General features: G+C 29.8%; 17 protein-coding genes. 13 read left to right on the forward strand and 4 right to left on the reverse strand.

The window, feature by feature from the left end:
• The first annotated feature begins 25 nt into the window (after nucleotides 1-25).
• Together ACY2RX_RS09025 and ACY2RX_RS09030 are read left to right on the forward strand one after the other, a co-directional pair.
• The gene (locus tag ACY2RX_RS09025) at nucleotides 26-1804 is read left to right on the forward strand and encodes a hypothetical protein (protein ID WP_490103646.1); all 1779 of its coding nucleotides are present in this window, start codon (nucleotides 26-28) and stop codon (nucleotides 1802-1804) included.
• Between the two features lie 197 nt (nucleotides 1805-2001).
• Entirely contained in the window at nucleotides 2002-4968 is a 2967-nt protein-coding gene (locus ACY2RX_RS09030) for a DUF8693 domain-containing protein (protein ID WP_490103647.1), read from the forward strand.
• Between the two features lie 85 nt (nucleotides 4969-5053).
• Here ACY2RX_RS09030 and ACY2RX_RS09035 read toward each other — a convergent pair whose 3' ends face one another.
• Nucleotides 5054-5662: a superoxide dismutase gene (locus ACY2RX_RS09035; RefSeq protein ID WP_490103648.1), complete on the reverse strand. Its 609-nt coding sequence runs from the start codon at nucleotides 5660-5662 to the stop codon at nucleotides 5054-5056.
• 111 nt (nucleotides 5663-5773) lie between these two features.
• Complete coding sequence (gene fbp, locus ACY2RX_RS09040) at nucleotides 5774-6784, reverse strand: class 1 fructose-bisphosphatase (protein ID WP_490103649.1); 1011 nt, start codon at nucleotides 6782-6784, stop codon at nucleotides 5774-5776.
• Between the two features lie 174 nt (nucleotides 6785-6958).
• On the opposite strand from fbp, the gene ACY2RX_RS09045 reads away from it, so the two are divergent.
• From ACY2RX_RS09045 to ACY2RX_RS09085, 9 genes are all read left to right on the forward strand, one after another.
• Nucleotides 6959-7438 (forward strand): GNAT family N-acetyltransferase, encoded by a 480-nt coding sequence (locus ACY2RX_RS09045; protein ID WP_490103650.1) that lies wholly within the window; start codon nucleotides 6959-6961, stop codon nucleotides 7436-7438.
• Nucleotide 7439: 1 nt separating this feature from the next.
• Nucleotides 7440-8690 carry an aspartate kinase gene (locus ACY2RX_RS09050; RefSeq protein WP_490103651.1) on the forward strand — a complete coding sequence of 417 codons (1251 nt, stop codon included), beginning with the start codon at nucleotides 7440-7442 and terminating at the stop codon, nucleotides 8688-8690.
• A gap of 173 nt (nucleotides 8691-8863) precedes the next feature.
• On the forward strand, nucleotides 8864-10675 hold the full coding sequence (locus tag ACY2RX_RS09055; RefSeq protein WP_490103652.1) for a GNAT family N-acyltransferase: 1812 nt from the start codon (nucleotides 8864-8866) through the stop codon (nucleotides 10673-10675).
• 181 nt (nucleotides 10676-10856) lie between these two features.
• A complete protein-coding gene (locus tag ACY2RX_RS09060) occupies nucleotides 10857-11213 on the forward strand; it encodes a phage holin family protein (RefSeq protein WP_490103653.1) in 357 nt (118 codons plus the stop codon).
• A 78-nt stretch (nucleotides 11214-11291) separates the two neighbouring features.
• A complete protein-coding gene (gene tig / locus ACY2RX_RS09065) occupies nucleotides 11292-12614 on the forward strand; it encodes a trigger factor (RefSeq protein WP_490103654.1) in 1323 nt (440 codons plus the stop codon).
• A gap of 154 nt (nucleotides 12615-12768) precedes the next feature.
• A complete protein-coding gene (clpP, locus tag ACY2RX_RS09070; RefSeq protein WP_490103655.1) occupies nucleotides 12769-13428 on the forward strand; it encodes an ATP-dependent Clp endopeptidase proteolytic subunit ClpP in 660 nt (219 codons plus the stop codon).
• 112 nt (nucleotides 13429-13540) lie between these two features.
• Nucleotides 13541-14779: an ATP-dependent Clp protease ATP-binding subunit ClpX gene (clpX, locus tag ACY2RX_RS09075; protein WP_490103656.1), complete on the forward strand. Its 1239-nt coding sequence runs from the start codon at nucleotides 13541-13543 to the stop codon at nucleotides 14777-14779.
• 219 nt (nucleotides 14780-14998) lie between these two features.
• The gene (gene dnaG / locus ACY2RX_RS09080; RefSeq protein ID WP_490103657.1) at nucleotides 14999-17011 is read left to right on the forward strand and encodes a DNA primase; all 2013 of its coding nucleotides are present in this window, start codon (nucleotides 14999-15001) and stop codon (nucleotides 17009-17011) included.
• 100 nt (nucleotides 17012-17111) lie between these two features.
• Nucleotides 17112-17243 (forward strand): hypothetical protein, encoded by a 132-nt coding sequence (locus tag ACY2RX_RS09085; protein ID WP_490103658.1) that lies wholly within the window; start codon nucleotides 17112-17114, stop codon nucleotides 17241-17243.
• Between the two features lie 292 nt (nucleotides 17244-17535).
• Here ACY2RX_RS09085 and nadE read toward each other — a convergent pair whose 3' ends face one another.
• Entirely contained in the window at nucleotides 17536-18324 is a 789-nt protein-coding gene (nadE, locus tag ACY2RX_RS09090; protein WP_490103659.1) for an NAD(+) synthase, read from the reverse strand.
• Nucleotides 18325-18383: 59 nt separating this feature from the next.
• Between nadE and gldB the strand changes: the two genes are divergently transcribed.
• Nucleotides 18384-19340: a gliding motility lipoprotein GldB gene (gldB, locus tag ACY2RX_RS09095; RefSeq protein ID WP_490103660.1), complete on the forward strand. Its 957-nt coding sequence runs from the start codon at nucleotides 18384-18386 to the stop codon at nucleotides 19338-19340.
• On the forward strand, nucleotides 19340-19675 hold the full coding sequence (gene gldC, locus ACY2RX_RS09100; RefSeq protein ID WP_490103661.1) for a gliding motility protein GldC: 336 nt from the start codon (nucleotides 19340-19342) through the stop codon (nucleotides 19673-19675). Before gldB ends, gldC begins: the two co-directional genes overlap by 1 nt.
• A gap of 346 nt (nucleotides 19676-20021) precedes the next feature.
• Here gldC and ACY2RX_RS09105 read toward each other — a convergent pair whose 3' ends face one another.
• Nucleotides 20022-21506, reverse strand: a complete 1485-nt coding sequence (locus ACY2RX_RS09105) for an OmpA family protein (protein ID WP_490103662.1) — start codon at nucleotides 21504-21506, stop codon at nucleotides 20022-20024.
• Between the last annotated feature and the right edge of the window lie 44 nt (nucleotides 21507-21550).

Here is a 21550-nt window from a genome sequence, read left to right on the forward strand (position 1 = left end):
TATAACCTAAAAAACACATCAAAAAATGAAAAGTATTAAAAACAACATCATTTTAACATTAATGCTGCTTGCATTCTTATCAATAAATGCACAATCATTTTTAAAGAAAAAAGAAAGAAAAGCTTATAAATGTGGCTATGTGTATAAAGAAAGTTTCTTTAAAAAATTAAAACCAATGAAACTGATTTCTAAAGTTACAGGTGGTTTAATAAAAGCAAAACCAAAATCAGATTTAAAAGATGTTGCTTTAGCCGTTAATTATGCTTCGGGTTTAATCCCAAAAAGCCAATTAGATTTTGCAACAAAAACTCCAGATTGGGAAACTTGTGGAGAAGGAGTTTCTGTTTTCTTTTTAAACAAAGCAGGTATAGGTTTAACTGATACAGATAAAGATGTAAAATTAAACGGAACAAAATTAGAAAAAGCAGGAATGGGAACTTATTTTCAGGGTTTTTCTGCGGATAAAAGAGGAACTCAAAATGTAGAAATTACAAGTTCTACTGGCAATAAAGTTACTCTAAATATCGAGCCCGCAAAACCGTTAAAAATTCTGTCTGTAAACGGAGTAGAAAAAGGAGGAGATATTATTATTGATGGTACAAAAGATGTTGTTATAGAATTAGAAGGGGGCAATGCAGACCCCAATTCAGAATTGTATGTAGAAATAATTATTAGTGCTATGAGTTTAAAAGTACAAACACATTTATATCCATCTAAAGCTACAAACACCATTGTAGTTCCTAAAGAATCTTTCAAAAATTTTGAAAACTCGCCTTTGCCAATCATCAAAAAAAACACCTTGTCAGTTACAAGAGTTAAACACCAAATGATATACAATACAGATGCAGGTGTTATTCAAAAAATTGCTACTTTTTCAGATTTCACCCCAATATTAATTAAGAGTGATATTGCTGGTGGAAGTTTAATTGGAAACTCTTTTAATAAAGATAAAAATACGAATGCTTCAGGTAAATTTAAAACTGTAGAAGGGGAGTATAATGTAAAAATTATAAAAGGAAATCCGTATACACATCCTCCAGTAGATAAAATGAAAAATATTGGTATTTCATCATTTGTAGTGAGAGGTAATTTATTCAAGAAAAAGACTACAACCACAGAAAAAACAACTTACGGTTTTCAAACTAAAACAATTACAACCACTAAAAAAACAATTAAAAAATGGTTTCCAAAGTTAACAGATAATACTTGGCAAACATTTGTAAATAAATTATATGATGAATTTAAAAGTAATTTAAACGGTTTAGGAATTAATGTTGTTGCTGTAAATAAGATTGTCAACTCTAAAGCTTATTCAGAAATGAAACCAATTTCTGATACAGTTACAGCAACTTTTATAGAAAAAGGGGCATATGGTACAAAAAGATTGATAAAAACTGGAGCTTTAGATTATATCAAAGACATAAAAACTACGTTTCCTGCGGATTATACCAATGAAAAAATTATCAAACAATTAAGTTTAGATGGCGTTATTGCAGTTACCATAGATTTAGATTTCGACTTAGAAAGCGAAGGATTAAATCCGGTAATTAAAATAGCAGCTTTTGCGCCAAATGTTTCTTATAGAATGGCAGGTAAATACTTTGAAATGGATTTTTCTACCAAAGCAAAATCGTTAAAAGAAGCAGGTAAATACAATACTATAACTGGCGGACCAGAAGAAGCTGTTTATAAAGTGATAAAAGGAAATGAATTTTTTAAAGCATTTCAATTAGCAATGAGAGAGTTAAAAAAAGGTGAAAAAGAAAACCCTGCGTATCATAAAATTTGGAAAGATAGAATGTAATAATGTTAAAAAGAAAAAGTAGTTATCTCAAAAAAAGCATCCAAATTTTGGATGCTTTTTTTTCTAGAATTTATACCTTCAGCAAAAATTATTTTTAACAAGATATACAAAATCAATCTTTAAAATTGCAAATAAAAGTTAGTTTTAAGTGATTTTTAGTATCTTTAAATTGAAAAAATGAAATAAAATTACAGAAAATGAAAAAACAATTTATTATTATTTTCTTTTTAACTTCTGCCATATTTGCCCAAACTGGGCCAGGAGGTGTGGGTAATATTGATGGAACATCAACTTTAAAAGTTTGGTTAAGAGCAGACGATTTAGATGCAGATAATGATATTACTGATAATCCAGCAGACGGAACAGTTGTTTCCACTTGGTCAGATTATAGTGGTAATTCTAATAATTATACTCAAACCGGAACAAACAGACCTACCTATTCTACAGGCACCTACAATGCTGTTAATTTTAATGCAAGTGCAGCTACTGTACAGTATATGAATGCACCAAGTACAGGTTCTTACAGTAATTCAAGTGCTTTTTTTGTAACTACCCCAGTAAATGTAAGTACATCACATTCTTTATTTGATGGTAGTGCCACTTCTCTAAGAGCTGAACAATGGAATAACACTAATTTAGTTGGTTTTACACGTTATGGAGTTGCAGATTATTCTTCTAGCTTATCAACTCCTTTTGGCACAAGGTCACTGTTTTCTTTTCATAAAGCGTCTGGTTCTTCAACAATGAATATTAGAAGAAATAATGGTAGTAATAATGTAAATATTGGTTCTACAACAGCTGGAATTCCTTATGATAGATTGGGAGATGATAATGCTTCTACTGATGACGCTAGTGGAGATTTTTTTGAAGTCATTCTCTTTAACGCAAGAGTTAACAACGCACAAAGAATAATTATTCAAAATTATTTAAGTGCTAAATATGGTAATATCTCTATTTCACAAAATTATTACAATGAAGATAATGCAGCTAATGGGAATTTTGATTTTAAAGTAGCTGGAATTGGAAGAACAAATGCATCTAATATTCATTCAGATTCTCAAGGTACAGGTATTATAAAAATTAACAATCCTTCTAGTTTAGGAAATGGAGATTTTCTTTTTTGGGGAGAAGATGTAAAAGATGCAGATTATGATTTTTCTTTATCAACATCAGCATCAGATTATGCTTCAAGAATTGATACAAAATGGAGAGTTAGCGAGAGAAATAGCGTAGGTACTGTAACAGTAAGTGTAAAAGCTTCTGATATCAATTTTAATTCTACAGAAGGTTGTAATCAGCTGCAAATAGTGGTTGATAATGATAGTGATTTTTCATCACCAACAAATACATATACATTTACATTAAGTGGTGGTGTTTATACTGCAACTGGTGTAGATTTTACTAATAATGATTATTTTACACTTCAATACACAGATGTTATAGTGTTAGATGGAGCAACAGCTTATAATGGTTCTGGTACTTCTAATAAACCAAATACATCTGACGATTGTTATAAATTATTAGTAAAAACCAATACACTAACGTTAACTGAAAATGGTGATGTTAGAGAAGTTGAAATAGAATCAGGTGCAATTTTAGCTGTAAATAGCGGTTTTCGTTTAAAAGTTACCAATGGAATAAATAATGGTGGAGAAATTCGTTTAGTGGGTACATCACAATTAGTGCAAACTCACACAGGAACAAACTTAAATACAGGAACAGGAAACCTTTTTGTAGACCAAACAGCAAGTACATCAACAGAATTTCATTCAGGTTATTGGACTTCACCTGTTACCGAAAACGGCTCTACATTTACAATTAGTGGCGTGTTAAAAGATGGGGCTACACCTACAGCTGCTACTGCTACAATAGGAGAAGCTGCTGATATCGATTTTATTGCTGATTTAGATGGAGATGCTTCTGCATCTCCCATAAAAATAAGTACAAGATGGTTAGCAAAATTGGTTAATGCTGCAGATTGGACGCGTTTTTTAAGCCCAACAGGTGCTAGTTTTAATCCAGGAGAAGGTTGGAATATGAAAAGTGTGGGAGCAACGTTTACGTTTAAAGGAAGACCTAATGATGGTACCTATACAATTCCTATAGATAAGGATAAATTTAGTTTAGTTGGTAATCCTTATCCATCAGCATTAGATTCAGAAACCTTTATTTCTGATAATACTTCAGCCATTAATGGTACTTTATATTTGTACAATAGTGCTAGCGATAATACTCACGTTAGAAACGATTATACAGGTACTTATTCTACAATAGTTTCTGGTGTTACAATTGGTGGAGGTAGATATTTACCTATTGGGCAAGCATTTTTTGTAGCAAGAACAGCAGATGGTTCTGGGACAATTACTTTTCAGAATTCTCAAAGAGCAATTACAGCAATTTCAAATACAGCTACTATCGTTGCAAAAGGAGCTTCAAAGAAAAAAGAAACTACCTCAAAATTTATTACAACTGATAAAGATTTTCCTATTTTACGTTTTGGTTTTGGTATTACAACTGATGATGATTTTAATTTTAAAAGACAAATAGCAGTTGCTTTTAGAAAAGGAAAAACTGCTGGTTTTGAAAATGGTTATGATGGAGAAATGTGGGATAAAAAACCTAGTGATATAAACCTTAAAGTAGAAGGAAAAGAGAATCCTTATGTTATTTCTACCATTCAAGAATTTGATGAAAACATTGAAATTCCTTTAAATTTAGAGGTAGATAAAAACAGAGAAGTAACTCTTAAAATCGATGCTTTAGAAAATTTTGATGATGTTACTGTTTATTTAAATGATAAGTTAACTGACAAAAAATATAATTTAATAAAAAATGATGCTGTAAAAATTGATGTAATTCAAGGAAAATATTCAGATAGATTCTCTATTTCTTTTAAATATGAGTTGTTACAAGACAGTAATTATGATTTTGTAAAAATGTATTACTCTAAAAATAACAATAGTATTATTATCAGAAAATCGAATCCAATAGACATAAATGAATTAAGAATTTATGATATTAATGGAAGAGAAGTTTTTAGAAAATTAAATAATAGTAAAAGTAACAGGTTAGAGTTTATGCTGCAAAGAGAACTAAACACAGGCGTTTATATTTTAAAATTAGAATCAGACAAAGGCATTATCTCTCAAAAAATAGGAATATAAAAAACGAGACTGCCTTAATTAGGCAGTCTCGTTTTAAACTTATTATTTTCACAACTGAGTGAGATACAAAGAAAGACGAGGTCTTTTATTTTGCAGCTGAATAACGTTTTTCAACTTCATTCCAGTTAATTACTTTAAAGAAAGCATCAATATAATCGGGTCTTCTATTTTGATAGTTTAAATAGTAAGCGTGTTCCCAAACATCTAATCCTAAAATAGGAGTTCCACCACAAGCTATCCCTGGCATTAAAGGATTGTCTTGGTTTGGCGTAGAACAAACTTCTACTTTTCCTCCTGGATGTACACACAACCAAGCCCAACCTGAACCAAATTGAGTTGCTGCAGCTTTAGAAAAAGTTTCAATAAAAGCATCTTTAGAACCAAAAGCAGCTTCTATTGCATCTTTTAATTCTCCCGATAAATAACCTCTATCTTCAGGATTCATCACTGTCCAAAATAAAGAGTGATTAAAAAATCCACCTCCATTATTTCTAACAGCTGCATTGTTCATATCTAAATTAGTTAAAATATCTTCTATCGATTTTCCTTCTAAATCTGTTCCTGCAATTGCTCCGTTTAATTTTGTTGTATATCCATTATGATGTTTGCTATGGTGAATTTCCATAGTTCTAGCATCAATATGTGGTTCTAACGCATCATAAGCGTATCCTAATTCTGGTAATTGAAAAGCCATTTTTATGTTTTTTAAAAGTTAGTATATTTTTTACGATTGTAAAATTAACTATAAATAGATGGTTTTACAAGAAGTTTGTGTTTTGAAAACTTATAGAAGTATAAAAAAGATTTATTCTCCGTATTTCTGCATAAATTCTTCCAATTCTTCTACCATATTTATACTACCACAAATAAAAGGAACTCTTTGGTGTAATTCTGTAGGTTCTACATCTAAAGTACGTTTATATCCATCAGAAGATTTTCCGTTAGCTTGCTCTGCTATAAAAGCCATAGGATTGCATTCGTACAATAAACGCAATTTTCCGTCAGGATTTCTAGAACCTTTTGGGTACATATAAATTCCGCCTTTAATCATATTTCTATGAAAATCAGACACCAAAGAACCAATATATCTACTCGTATAAGGTCTTACTCCTTCTTCTTCTTGACAATATTTTATATATTTTTTTACTCCCATAGGAAAATCTAAATAATTACCTTCATTTACAGAATAAATAGTACCATCTTCTGGGAATTCCATATTTGGGTGCGATAAGTAAAAAGAACCAATTGCAGGGTTTAATGTAAATCCGTTTACACCATCGCCAGTAGTATAAACCAACATAGTAGAGGTACCATAAACCACATAACCAGCAGCAACTTGCTCACTTCCTTTTTGTAAAAAGTCTTGTAATTGTACAGGAGTTCCTACAGGAGTAACTCTTCTGTAAATAGAAAAAATGGTTCCAACAGAAACATTTACATCAATATTAGATGAACCATCTAATGGGTCTATTAAAACTACATATTTGTTTTGATGTTGCTCATCTTGACTGTTTATTGTAATAAAACTATCTTCTTCTTCGCTAGCAATCCCACAAACTATATTTCTTCTTGTTAAGGTTTGAATAAATTTATCATTAGCATAAACATCTAGTTTTTGTTGGTCTTCACCTTGTATGTTTGTATCTCCAAAAGCACCAATAATGTCAACCAAACCAGCTTTATTCACTTCATGATTTACCACTTTTGCAGCTAATCTAATAGAGTTTAAAAGGCTAGATAATTCACCAGAACTGTATTTAAAAGATGCTTGATTTTCAATAATAAATTCACCTAAAGTTTGTCTTTTTGCAGTCATTTTCTTATCAGAATTTGTTTCAACAAATATCTAAACTTTTTTTAGTTACTACAACGATTTCGAAAGTTAATTTTAAAGTATAAAATTTTAAACAAATCAAAAATAAGTGTGTAAAATAGTTAAATATTTTTTGTCGAAATCAAAAAAACTATCTTTGACTAAAATTAAAGTAATATGCGTTTTTCTATAAGGTTTGCAGAAAAAAAAGATATGCAATCTGTATTAGATTTAATTACAGAATTAGCTGTTTTCGAAAAAGAACCCAATGCTGTAGAAATTACTGTTGATGATCTGTTGAAAGATGGTTTTTCTAAAAACCCAAAGTTTAAAATTTTTGTAGCTGAGCAAGAAAACACAATCATTGGAATTGCTTTATTTTACGAGCGTTTTTCTACTTGGAAAGGAAGAACAATTCATTTAGAAGATTTAATTGTAACAAAAAGTAAACAAAAAATTGGAGCAGGAAAAGCGTTATATAAAGCTGTTTTAAAATATGCGCACAATAATAATTTTAAAAGAGTTGCTTGGGAAGTTTTAGATTGGAACACCAATGCCATCAATTTTTATAAAAGTACGGGCGCAACTTATTTAAAAGATTGGTCTGTAGTACAAATGAACAAAGAGAATTTAGCAAAATTTATTCAAGATAATTAAAATGAAGATTTTTAAATTTGGTGGAGCATCTGTAAAAGATGCAGAAAGTGTAAAAAATGTAGCCAGAATTTTACAAGATGAAGGTACAGAAAACACAGTTGTAGTTGTTTCTGCAATGGGTAAAACAACAAATGCTTTTGAAGAAGTTATAAATGCGTATTACAATAAAACAGACAAGCTTTCTGAAAAGCTAGGCGTAATTGAAGATTTTCATAAAAATTTGATGAATGATTTGTTTCATAAAGAAGATGAAATTTATAGAGAAGTTGAGATTCTTTTAGGCGAATTAAGTTGGTTTTTAGCCAGAAATACATCAAGAAGATTTAATTATGTGTACGATCAAATTATTTGTTTTGGAGAGCTGCTATCAACAAGAATTATAAGTGCATATTTAACAAAAACTGGAATCAAAAATAATTGGTTCGATGTTAGAAATTATATAAAAACCGATAGCAATTATAGAGATGCAAAAGTAGATTGGAAGTTGACACAAGACATTATTTCTAATAAATTAGATGCATCAAAATTAAATATTACACAAGGTTTTATAGCTGCAAATGATACTGAAAACACCACCACTTTAGGTAGAGAAGGTTCAGATTATACTGCCGGAATTTTTGCCTATTGTTTAAATGCAGAAAATGTAACTATCTGGAAAGACGTGCCAGGCGTTTTAAATGCAGATCCAAGAGTTTTTTCTAATACTACTTTGTTAGAACAAATTTCTTACGAAGAGGCAATTGAAATGGCTTTTTATGGTGCTTCTGTAATACATCCAAAAACGTTACAGCCTTTAGAAAGAAAGGAAATTCCTTTATTGGTGCGTTCTTTTGTAAACCCAAAAGAAACAGGAACTAAAGTTTCTAAAGGAGCAAGATTGGTACCTTATATTCCTTGTTTTATAGTTAAGAAAAATCAAATTTTAGTATCAATTTCTGCCTTAGATTTTTCTTTTATGGTAGAAAATAATATTAGTTATATTTTTAAAAAATTACACGATTATCAACTAAAAGTTAACTTAATTCAGAACTCAGCCATTAGTTTTTCGGTTTGTATTGATAATAAATTTAACAAGTTTGATGCTTTTTACGATGAGTTAAAATCGCAATTTAAAATTGAGGTTCAAAAAGAAGTAGATTTGTATACTGTACGTCATTTTGATAAAAATGCAGTTCATAATATAGAAGAAAAAGGAAAATCACTTTTAAAACAAGTGAATAAAGAAACGATTCAAATTGTTATAAAAAAATAAAAATTTTCTTATAAATCAAAAAATGTAAAAAAGGTTTTTATCTTTTTTTAACAAAGATGAAATAGCACTTTTAGAAAGAGATATTAACATATTTTTAAAAGAATAATATGTTTAAAACTCAAGTTTCTTATATCATTTTTTAGTATGTTTGCATTTACGTCTAATTACAACTTATGGCATTAGTAACATCTAAAGAAATTGCGCAAGTAATTGGTTTACAGAAACTTGGTTTTTTTGGAACTTTTATTGGATGGATTTTATTAAGAGTCCTTCGTATTTCAGCTATTAATAAGATTTATGACAAGAATAAAAGCAAATCTGATTTAGTTTTTCTAAATGGTGTTTTAGATGATTGTAATATTGAATTTGAAATTCCAGAAGAAGACTTAAAAAGGATTCCAAAAGAAGGTGCTTTTATTACTGTTTCTAATCATCCACTTGGTGGTATAGATGGCATTTTATTGTTAAAACTTTTAATCGAAAAAAGAGCAGATTATAAAATTATAGCCAACTTTTTATTGCATAGAATAGAACCGTTAAAACCTTATGTAATGCCTGTAAATCCTTTTGAAAATAGAAAGGATGCAAAATCGAGTGTAGCAGGAATTAAAAGTGCCTTATTACATTTAAGAGAAGGAAAACCTTTAGGTATTTTTCCAGCAGGCGAAGTTTCTACTTATAGAGATGGTAAATTAATGGTTGATAAACCTTGGGAAGAAGGTGCTGTAAGATTGATAAAAAAAGCAAACGTACCTGTAATTCCTATTTATTTTCACGCCAAGAATAGCAGGCTGTTTTATGTACTTTCTAAAATTAGCGATACATTTAGAACCGCAAAATTACCATCAGAATTACTCTCACAAAAACATCGGATTATAAAAGTAAGAATAGGAAAACCTATTTCTGTTAAATCTCAAAATGAATACAAAGACATTCCTTCTTTTTACGAGTTTATAAGAAAGAAAACTTATATGTTGGCAAATCCTTTTGAGAAAGCACATAAATTAATTTCAACTCAAAACATCAAAATAAAAAAACCTGCCAGAAAAATTACCCCTCAAAGAAATACTGATTTATTTATAAAAGAAGTAGAAGCTTTAAGAGAAAAAGATGGTAGACTTTTAGAAAGTAAAAATTACGAAGTATTTTTTGCCAACGCAAAACAGATTCCGAATTTATTACATGAAATAGGACGTTTAAGAGAAATTACTTTTAGAGATGTTGGAGAAGGCACAAACAAAGCTATAGATTTAGATAAATACGACAAGTATTATTACCATATGTTTTTGTGGGATAGAGAAGCAAATTGTTTAGCTGGAGCCTACAGAATGGGGCTTGGAAAAGAAATTTATAAAAAATATGGTATTAATGGTTTTTACATTCAAACATTGTTTAGAATAGAACCAGAATTACACCAAATGATGGAGAATACCATAGAAATGGGTAGAGCTTTTATTATTGGTGAATATCAACAAAAACCAATGCCTTTATTTTTACTTTGGAAAGGTATTGTACACGTTACTTTACGTTATCCAGAACATAAATATTTAATGGGCGGAGTTTCTATTAGCAATCAGTTTTCTGAGTTCTCAAAGTCGTTAATGATTGAGTTTATGAAATCTCATTATTACGATCCATATATTGCACAATATATTTATCCGAAGAAAGAATTTAAAGTAAAATTAAAAGACGGAGACAAAGATTTTGTGTTTGATGCCACTAAAGCAGATATGCAAAAATTTGATAAATTTATCGATGAAATTGAGCCTGGAGCATTAAGAATTCCTGTCTTAATTAAAAAATATGTAAAACAAAATGCACGTTTAGTGGCGTTTAATGTAGATCCAAAATTTAACAATGCCGTAGACGGATTAATGTACATTAAAGTAGCAGACATACCAGATAGTACAGTAAAACCTGTGATGGAAGAATTTCAAGCAGAATTAGAGCGTAAAGCTACTGAACTTCAGGGTAGTAATAAATAATTCTTTTTAATTTTTTGCTAAATTTAGAAGGATGTAAGGTCATTTTAAAGACTTATATTCGAAGTTAGAGAAGCTATATTTTTTAAAGTTTAGAATAACCAAATTAAATACTAAACCTGCCAAAACTTCAGTTTTTTTCATTTGGTATAGTTTTCGCTTTCAGTAGTTTAAAATTATATAAATGAAAACATTTTTAAAAATCTTATTAACGGCTTTGGCAGTAATTATTTTAGCCAATATTTTAACCGGAATTACAGTAACAGGTTATGTTTCTGCAATTATTGTAGCAGTAGTAATTTCTTTGCTAAATATGTTTGTACGTCCACTTCTAATCTTTTTTACCCTACCAGCAACCATTGTAACTTTAGGTTTATTCTTATTTGTAATCAACGCTTGTATTATTTTGTTGGCAGATAAATTGGTAGATGGTTTTGCAGTTTCTGGTTTTTGGGCAGCCTTGTTTTTCAGTATATTACTGTCCATTTTTAGGTCGGCATTATTTTCATTATTAAAAGAAGATAAGAAAACATTAAAATAACTGAAATAGAAGTATTTAAACATTTGTGCAATCAATAAAAATGACTAATTTTGCACTCGATTTTTTAAAGAATAAGAAATGAATATTACAAAAGAAAACATAGACGCGTTAAACGCAGTTGTAAAAGTAGATATTGTTGCAGATGATTATCAAGCAAAAGTAACAGAAGTATTAACAGATTATCGTAAAAAAGCAGACATTCCTGGTTTTAGAAAAGGACACGTACCAATGGGAATGGTAAAAAAACAATATGGTAAATCTGTAATGATAGATGAGGTTAACAAGCTTTTACAAGATTCTTTAAACAAATTTATTACTGAAGAAAAATTAGATATCTTAGGAAACCCTTTGCCAAGAGTTCAAGATGATTTTAACTGGGATGCAGATAAATTTTCTTTTGAATTCGAATTAGGTTTAGTACCAGAATTTGAGGTTGATTTAAATGGTAAAAACAAAGTAAAACAATACAATATTGTTGCTACTGATGAATTAATTGATGAAGAAGTAAAAAACTTACAAACTCGTTACGGAAAAATGAGTTCTTTAGAGGAAGCAACTGAGCACGCTAATGTAACGGGTACTTTTGTAAACGAAGAGAATGACATCAATAAAAAATCTACTTTTTTAGTTAACGACCTTAAAGGAAAGAAAAACGAAAAGAAAGTAATTGGAGCTAAAGTAGGTGATGTAATTGAATTTGATACAAAAAAATTATTCGAAGACGACCATAAATTACAACACATTTTAGGAGTTTCTCACGATGTAATTCACGATTTAGATATTACGGTTACTTTTACAGTAGAAGAAATTACAAAAACAGAATTAGCAGATTTAGACAAAGAATTGTTCGATAAATTATTTACAGACGGTAGTGTTTCTACAGTAACAGAATTAAGAGAAAAAATTAAGGAAGATGCAGAAAAGCAATTCTTACAACAAGGAGATCAACAATTATTAAATGCAATTACAGAGCATTTAATAGAAAACACAAAGTTTGATTTACCTGCAGAATTTTTACAAAAATGGTTAGCAACTGCAGGAGAAAAAGAATTATCTGCAGATGAAGCTGCAGCCGAGTACGAAAAATCTGAAAAAGGTTTACGTTATCAATTAATCGAAGGTAAGATTATGAAAGATAACGATATCAAATTAGAATATCAAGAATTGGTAGACTACGCCAAAGGATTTATCCGTCAGCAAATGGCTCAATTTGGTAATATGAATCCAGAAGAAAAAGAATTGGATGATATTGCTGGTAGAATCTTACAGAATCAAGAAGAAGCACAAAAATTGCAATCTCAATTAATCAGTCAAAAATTATTGACTTTCTTTAAAGAGAATATGAAATTTAAAACAAAAGAAGTTTCTTACGAAGATTTCATTAAAGAGGTTTATAAATAGACAATAATCTGTCATTCCTGCGAAAGCAGGAATCTCATTATAAAAAAAACCTGAATTGTTGTTAGATTCAGGTTTTTTTAGCGACTATGTGTAACATAGAAGTAAGAAAATAGTTCTTATCTTTACAGGATTAAACTTAAAATAGAATCACGAAATGGATTACGGAAAAGAGTTCGAAAAATATGCAACAAAACATCACGGAATAAACAGCACATATTACAATAAAATTACCAGTAGTTTAACGCCATATATTATGGAAGAACGCCAGATGAACATTACACAAATGGATGTTTTCTCACGTTTAATGATGGATAGAATTATCTTTTTAGGAACAGGTATTAACGACCAAGTAGCTAATATTATTCAAGCACAATTGTTGTTTTTAGAAAGTGTAGATGCCAATAAAGATATTTCAATTTACATCAATTCTCCAGGCGGAGGTGTGTATGCAGGTTTAGGTATTTATGATACAATGCAGTTTATAAAACCAGATGTAGCAACAATTTGTACAGGTATGGCAGCTTCTATGGGAGCCGTTTTAATGTGTGCAGGAGAAAAAGGAAAACGTTCTGCGTTACCACATTCTAGAGTTATGATTCATCAACCATTAGGAGGTGCTCAAGGGCAAGCTTCTGATATCGAAATTACAGCAAGAGAAATCTTAAAACTAAAAGACGAGTTGTATCAAATCATAGCAAATCACTCAGGTCAAACTGTAGAAAAAGTTCATAACGATTCTGATAGAGATTATTGGATGAAAGCAGATGAAGCAAAAGCTTACGGAATGATTGATGAAGTTTTAGCAAGAAAGTAAAAAGGCTTTAAGCCATAAGCTTTATGCAATAAGCGAAAAGCAAAATTGTAGTTTACAATTTGCATACTGCTGAAAGCCTATAGCTTATAATCTAAAGCATAAAGCGATTAAAATGTCGAAAGAAGAAAATTTAGAATGTTCGTTTTGCGGACGTAAAAAAGCAGAAACAGACTTGCTAATAGCAGGTATGGATGCACATATTTGCGATAAATGTATAGAGCAAGCGCACGGAATTGTAGCAGAAGAAATTTCTGATGCAAAATCGAGTAGCTTATCTAAAGATTTAATCTTAAAAAAACCTATCGAAATCAAGAATTTTTTAGATCAATATATTATTGGTCAAAATGAAACCAAAAAAGCAATGGCTGTTGCAGTTTACAATCACTATAAACGTTTGTTGCAAGATAGAAATGATGAAGATGATGTAGAAATAGAAAAATCGAACATTGTTTTAGTAGGAGAAACAGGAACAGGAAAAACCTTAGTTGCTCGTACAATTGCCAAAATGTTAAACGTGCCATTTTCTATTGTAGATGCCACTGTTTTAACACAAGCGGGTTATGTAGGTGAAGATGTAGAAAGTATTTTAAGCAGATTGTTACAAGCCGCAGATTATGATGTAGAAAAAGCACAAAGAGGTATTGTTTTTATAGATGAGATTGATAAAATTGCCAGAAAAGGCGATAATCCATCCATTACAAGAGATGTTTCTGGAGAAGGTGTGCAGCAAGCATTGTTAAAATTATTAGAAGGAGCTGTTGTAAATGTTGCACCTAAAGGTGGAAGAAAACATCCAGAGCAAAAGTTTATAGAGGTTAATACAAAAGATATTTTATTTATTGCTGGTGGTGCTTTTTCTGGTATAGATAAAATCATTAGTAAACGTTTAAATAGACAAGCAGTTGGTTTTGGAGCTTCTTTAGAAGAAGATAAAATTGATGAAGAAAATTTGTTGCAATACATAACACCTTTAGATTTAAAATCTTTTGGATTGATACCAGAAATTATTGGGCGTTTACCAGTTTTAAGTTATATGAATCCTTTAGATGCTAAAACTTTACGTGCTATTTTAACGGAGCCTAAAAATTCAATCATAAAGCAATATGCAAAATTGTTTGTTATGGATGATGTTGAATTTACAATAGAAGAAGAAGCACTAAATTACATTGTAGAAAAAGCAGTTGAGTATAAATTAGGAGCAAGAGGTTTACGTTCTTTATGCGAAGCAATTTTTACAGATGCAATGTTCGATTTGCCAAGTTCTGATCAAAAAGAATTCAATGTTACTAAAGAATATGCAGAAGCAAAATTAACAAATACAACATTAAAAAAGTTAAAAGCAGCTTCATAAAATATTTTGGGCGTTCCCTTTCTGGTCAGGCTGAAGTTTATCTTGAGCGTAGTCGAAAGGCGCTCGCTTTTTTTGTGAAAAACAAAAAAGAACTCAAACAGTTGCTCAATCCTTAACGCGTATTGCTAATTAAAAGAGGAAGTTCATAAAATTAACTATTAGTAAAAGACCCTTCAGGTTTTAGAAACCTGAAGGGTCTAAAAACTAGAACCACAAAAAATGATATCTAGAAATACCATAGACCGCGTTTTTGAATCTGCAAGAGTAGAGGAGGTTATTGGTGAGTTTGTTCAGCTAAAAAAAGCAGGAAGTAATTTTAAAGGTTTAAGTCCGTTTACAGATGAAAAATCGCCATCATTTATGGTATCGCCAGTAAAACAAATCTGGAAAGATTTTTCTACCGGAAAAGGAGGTAATGCAGTTTCTTTTTTAATGGAACATGAACATTATTCCTACCCAGAAGCTTTAAGATGGTTAGCTAAAAAATACAATATTGAGATTGAAGAAACAGAGCAAACATCAGCAGAAAAAGCGCAGATGAATGAACGAGAAAGTATGTTTTTGGTGTCTAATTTTGCCAAAGATTATTTTCATAATATTATGTTGAATACCAACAAAGGAAAAGCAATTGGGTTAAGTTATTTTAAAGAACGTGGTTTTAGAGAAGAAACCATTAAAAAATTCGATTTAGGATATTGTATAGATGAATGGGATAATTTTACAAAAGCTGCTTTAGCTAAAGGATATGAATTAAAATATTTAGCAGCAACAGGCTTAACTATTGTAAAAGAAACCAAACAGTTTGATCGTTTTAAAGGACGTGTAATGTTCCCAATTCATTCTATGTCTGGACGTATTTTAGGTTTTGGAGGACGTATTTTAACTGCGGATAAAAAAGCTGCAAAATATTTAAATTCACCCGAAAGTGATATTTACCATAAGAGTAAAATTCTCTACGGAATTTATCAAGCAAAAAAAGAAATAGCCAAGCAAGATAATTGTTTTTTAGTTGAAGGTTATACAGATGTTATTTCTTTCAATCAATCTGGTATAGAGAATGTTGTGGCTTCTTCTGGTACAGCATTAACTTCAGATCAAATTAGATTAATTAACAGATTAACAAAAAATATTACGGTTTTATTTGATGGTGATGCTGCAGGAATTAGAGCTTCTATTCGCGGAATTGATTTAATTTTAGAACAAGGAATGAACGTAAAAGTGGTTCAATTCCCAGATGGAGAAGACCCAGATAGTTTTGCAAAAGCAAATTCTGATGCAAGCTTAAAAGAATATTTAGAAAAGAATGCGCAAGATTTTATCAATTTTAAAGTATCACTTTTATTAAAAGATTCTAATAATGATCCTATAAAAAAAGCAGGAGTAATAAGAGATATTGTAACAAGTATTTCTAAAATTCCTGATGGCATTCAGCGTGAAGTTTATGTGCAAGAATGTGCAAGAATTATGGATATTTCTGAGCGAGTTTTGTTTAGCGAATTAGCACAGTTGTTAAAGAAAGGAGTACAAGAAAAAAACAAAGCTAGTAAACAACAAAATAGACTTCATCAAGATCCAAATCAACCACCTCCAGAATATTTTATGGAGCAAGAACAAGCGCAAATGGGCTTAGTTAAAGGTGGTGGAATTGCTACGCAAAAAGTAGATCAATTATCTATTTTAGAAAATGAGATTATAAGAATTCTTCTTTTATATGGTAATGAAGAGGTAGAATTTGTTGAAGATCTTATAAATGTAGATGAAGAGGGTAAAGAAACAATTACTACTAGAAAATATCAAAATACGGTGTCTGCAGAAATATATTTACACTTGCAAGAAGATGAAATTGAGTTTTCTAATTCTACATTTCAAGAAATTTATAGCGAAATTATTCATCAATTAAATCAATTAGAAAAACTAGATATTGATGCTCTTATTCATCATAAAAACCCAAAAATTGCATCAACTGTAACTTCAATTTTAATGGATGAAGAAAAGTATCAATTAAGTAATTGGGAGAGTAAAAATATTTTTGTTACAGGAGCTTTAGAGGTTTTAAAAAAAGCTGTTAACGATTCTGTTTTTAATTTACGACGAATTTTAATTGGAGAAAAAATTGATGAGTTAATGAAAGAGGCGGCTCAAGAAGAAACAGAATCTATAGATTTAGAGGTTGTAAAAAACTATACTAGCCTAAAAATGAGGTTGTTTGAAAAGCTAAACAGAGTAATATAATTTATAGTCTTATAAAAAGGGGTGTTTTTCCCTATTCTAAAAAATTATAACTAAATAGTTTTTTTGTATATTGCACACGCTAAAGAAAAATCCTCACACTATGAAAAAAATATTACAATTGTTAAAAATTGCTCAGCTATTTATTTTATTGCCTTTCGAAATCTCTAAAGGATCTAAAAAAAGAGCTTATATGAAAATTAAAAAAATGATGATTGCTGCTAATTTACTGTAAGTAATTTTTATTATTTTTAAATATCCTCTAAAATTTATTAAAGTGACTTCCTTTCTTTTTAAGTGTCTTATTATACAGATACTAAAGATTAAGATATGGAGAGGTTTTTACAGGTGTTAAAAATAATTTGGCTTTTTATCTTACTACCTTTTAATATTATTAGAGGTTCTAAAAAAAAGGCGTATGTAAAAATTAAACAAAAGATGATTGCAGCAAACTTACTTTAATCAAACAAGTAAAATAAAAAATGCCTTAATAGAAATATTAAGGCATTTTTTATAGGTTAAAAGAGTTATTTTAAATCTTTTGGGATTTTACAAACAGGTATAGCAACCATTTTATGTTGATTGATTCTGTTTAATCTAGAATAAATCTTAAAAACTTCTAATTTTCTATTAGAAAAATCATTTTCTGTTTTGCCTTCATTATGCATTTTCATAGCCCATTCTAATTCATCATAAGAAGCACCAATTTGATCTTCATCTGTTCTGCTATCTCCAAATAAACCATCTGTTGGCTGCGCTTTTTGTATAGAATTTGGTACATTTAAGTAAGCTGCTAACTCATAAACTTCAGACTTTAATAAATCTGCAATCGGACTTAAATCAACACCTCCATCTCCGTATTTTGTATAAAAACCTACACCAAAATCTTCTATTTTATTTCCTGTTCCTGCCACTAAATAACTGTTCAATCCAGCTAAATAATATAAAGCAGTCATTCTAAGTCTTGCTCTTGTGTTTGCTAAAGATAAATCAACTTTAGGAGAAGAATTAACTTTAGGAACAACTTTTTTAAAGTTTTCAAAAGTAGAAGTTAAATCAACCTCAACTTCAGAAACATTTTTAAAATGTTCTTTTAACTGAGCAATATGTTCTTGTGCTCTAGTAACTTGGCTCTCTGCTTGATGAATAGGCATTTCTACACACAAGGTAGAAAATCCTGTTTTGGCACATAAAGTAGATGTTACCGCAGAATCAATACCGCCAGAAATACCAACAACAAATCCTTTTACTTTTGCATTTTCTGCATAATTCTTTAACCATTTTATAATGTGTATTGCAACTTTTTCAGTCTTCATTGATAAACTATTTTAGTAATTTTGTCGTTCTTTAGTTTTAATAGCAAGATACAAAGTTTATGAGATTTTTTATAAGAGTTTTAATGGTTTTATTGTTTGTCATTTCTTGTGATAAAAAGAAAAAAGTAATTGATGTATCTAATATTGATGTTAATTTTTCAATTAAAAGATATGAAACTGATTTTTATACATCAGATAAAACATCACTTTTAAAATTAAAAAATAAATATCCTTATTTATTTCCTGCTGAATTTACTGATAGCATTGCACTTGTTAAAATAAAAGATAAAGAAGAGCAAGAACTATTCTTAGAAACTCAAAAATTATATAAAAACTTTTCTGATGTTGAACATCAAATTAAAAATCTTTTTAAGCATATTAAATACTACAATCCTAAATTTAGAGAGCCAGAGTTAACAACAGTGATAAGTAATATTGATTATGATAATAGAATATTATATGCAGATAGTTTATTGTTAATTTCTTTAGACGCTTATTTAGGCAAAAACCATAGATTTTATGCTGATTATCCTAAATATATTAGAGAAAATAATACAAAAGAAAGAATTATTGTTGATGTTGCAAACGCTATTATTGATAAGCAAATGCATCCCATTAAAGAAAGAAGCTTTGTTGCAAAAATGATTAACGAAGGAAAAAAAATGTACCTCTTAGATTTGTATTTACCTAAGGTTTCTGATAAAAATAAAATGGGTTATCAAAAAGAAAAATTAAATTGGGCAATTGTAAATGAAGAGCAAATATGGATGTATTTTGTAGAAAAAAATTTGTTGTTTAGTACAGATACTAAATTAAATAAAAGGTTTTTAGAAATTGCTCCATTTTCTAAGTTTTATTCTTCAGAAGACAATCTTTCTCCAGGAAGAATAGGAGTTTGGATTGGCTGGCAAATTGTTAAATCTTATATGAAACATAATGATGTATCTTTGCAAGAATTAATAAAAATAAAACCACAAGATTTATTTAATAAATCTAAATACAAACCAAAAAAATAATGTCAGTAAAACATAATTCAGAGATAACTTTTAATGTTGGGTTGGATGAGAATAAAATTCCAGAAGAGATTTCTTGGACAGCAAAAGATGGAGGGATTGAAAATGAAGAATCAAAATCTATAATGATTTCTGTTTGGGATCATAAAAAGAAAGATACACTTCGTATGGATTTATGGACAAAAGATATGCCTGTAGATGAGATGAAACAATTCTATCATCAAACGTTAGTATCTATGGCAGATACTTTTGAGCGTGCTACAGATGATCAAAAAATGAGTGCTACAATGAGAGATTTTTGCGCTTATTTTGCAGAAAAATTAGAACTAAAAAAATAGAATTATAATAAAGTTTTATTACCAATAATTTTAAGCTACTGATATAATTTCAGTAGTTTTTTGTGTTTAATTATTTTACTTTTATACTCTTAATTTAATCGAAAAGAATTCCTTGAGGCTCTGCCTTGGGGTTTCCGTTTAAATTGTCATCCCCGTGAAAACGGGAATCTAAATACAGAATTTTGGTTTTTGATCTTTTTTAGGTCAAAGCTTGTACTCAACTTGATTGAGTATGAAACCAGCGAAATACATAAGGATGTTTGGTTTCAAAAAAATCTTTATTTGCAAAAAAAAAGAGACTACATTTTAAGTAGTCTCTTTTCTTATTTTTTGTATTTTAAATTATTTAATCAATAGAACCTATAGGTTTAATTTCTACCCTTCTATTCAATTGTCTACCGCCTGCATTGTCGTTAGAGAATTTAGGTCTAGACTCACCATATCCTTTAGATTCTAATCTGTTATTAGGTATACCTTGTTTAATCATATACTTTCTAACACTTGCAGCTCTTCTTTGAGATAAGTATAAGTTGTATCTGTCACTATTTCTATTGTCTGTATGACCTTCAATAACAAATTTAACGCTTGGCACTTTTTTCATTAAAGCAATAATCTTATCAATATTTGCAAAAGAAATACTTTTAATTCGATCACTATTTGTGTCAAAATAAATACTTGTTGCTAATAATGCAATTTGTTGATTAATATTGTCTGGTTTTAATTCTTGTTGTTTCGGACAACCTCTGTTTTCTACAACTCCAGGAGTATTTGGGCATAAGTCTTCTCCATCCATAATGCCATCACCATCAGTATCTTTATTTAAAGGACAACCTTGGTTAGATATTGGTCCGTATTTTAAAGGACATTTATCTTTGTAATCTGGTAATCCATCTTTGTCAGAATCTACTGCTTTACCATTACCATAAACCATTACACCTGCAGGTGTATTTGGTTCAATATCTAATTGATCCATTACACCATCATTATCAGTGTCAACAATTTTAAATTGGTTTCCTGCACCACCATTTTCATCACCCCAAATCGTAAAAATTTTCTTTTTACCTAATTTTACAGCAACACCAATACTCGAAACAAAGAAAGTTTCCCAATCTTGTTTTCTAGAAATAGCTGCATCTAAATGGTCTTCGTAATTAAAGTACATTCCTGTTCTAAACTCTAAATCTACTCGTTTACTTATTCTTCTTTTTAAACCGAATTGAGCCGATAAGTATATAGAACTAGCATTATTTACACTGTTTCTTGCAGGGTTATGCCCAAAATCTGCATTTGGTAATTTTACATTATCTCCGTTTCTATATTCATACAAGGCTGAATTGTATAAATGGTAACCAACCCCAAAGTATCCTGCAGCATGCCATTTTGTTGCTACAGTTTGATATAAATTTGTAAAACTAAAAATTAGATTTAATTCGCCTCCAAAAGCTCTTCCTTTAAAATTTGTGTTGTTTAAATCGAGAACATCTTTTTCTACATATTGAATTCTATAGAATATATTAGAGTTGTTAAAATATTGCGCACCACCAGACATTTGTGTATAAAATGCTTTTAATTCTAACCCTAATAAAGGATTAAACATTTTATCAACATAAGCAAATGCCCCAAAGTTTAAATAATTTGTATCATCTCCTGTACCTATTGAGCGTAAATCTCCATGCATTATAAAATTACTGATACCACCACCAACAGCCCAACTATTGCTGTTTTCTAAGTCGATTCTGTTTCCGTAAGTAATTTCATCTGTAGTAAATTGTCCAAAGGATTTAGCTATTAAAAGAGAGCTAAAAAGAACAAATAAAAAAATTCTCCTCATTTTTTGTGTAATTTTCTGTTTTAAAACAATTGGGGGAATTATTC

The organism is Polaribacter sp. 2405UD43-2 (genome assembly GCF_058147125.1).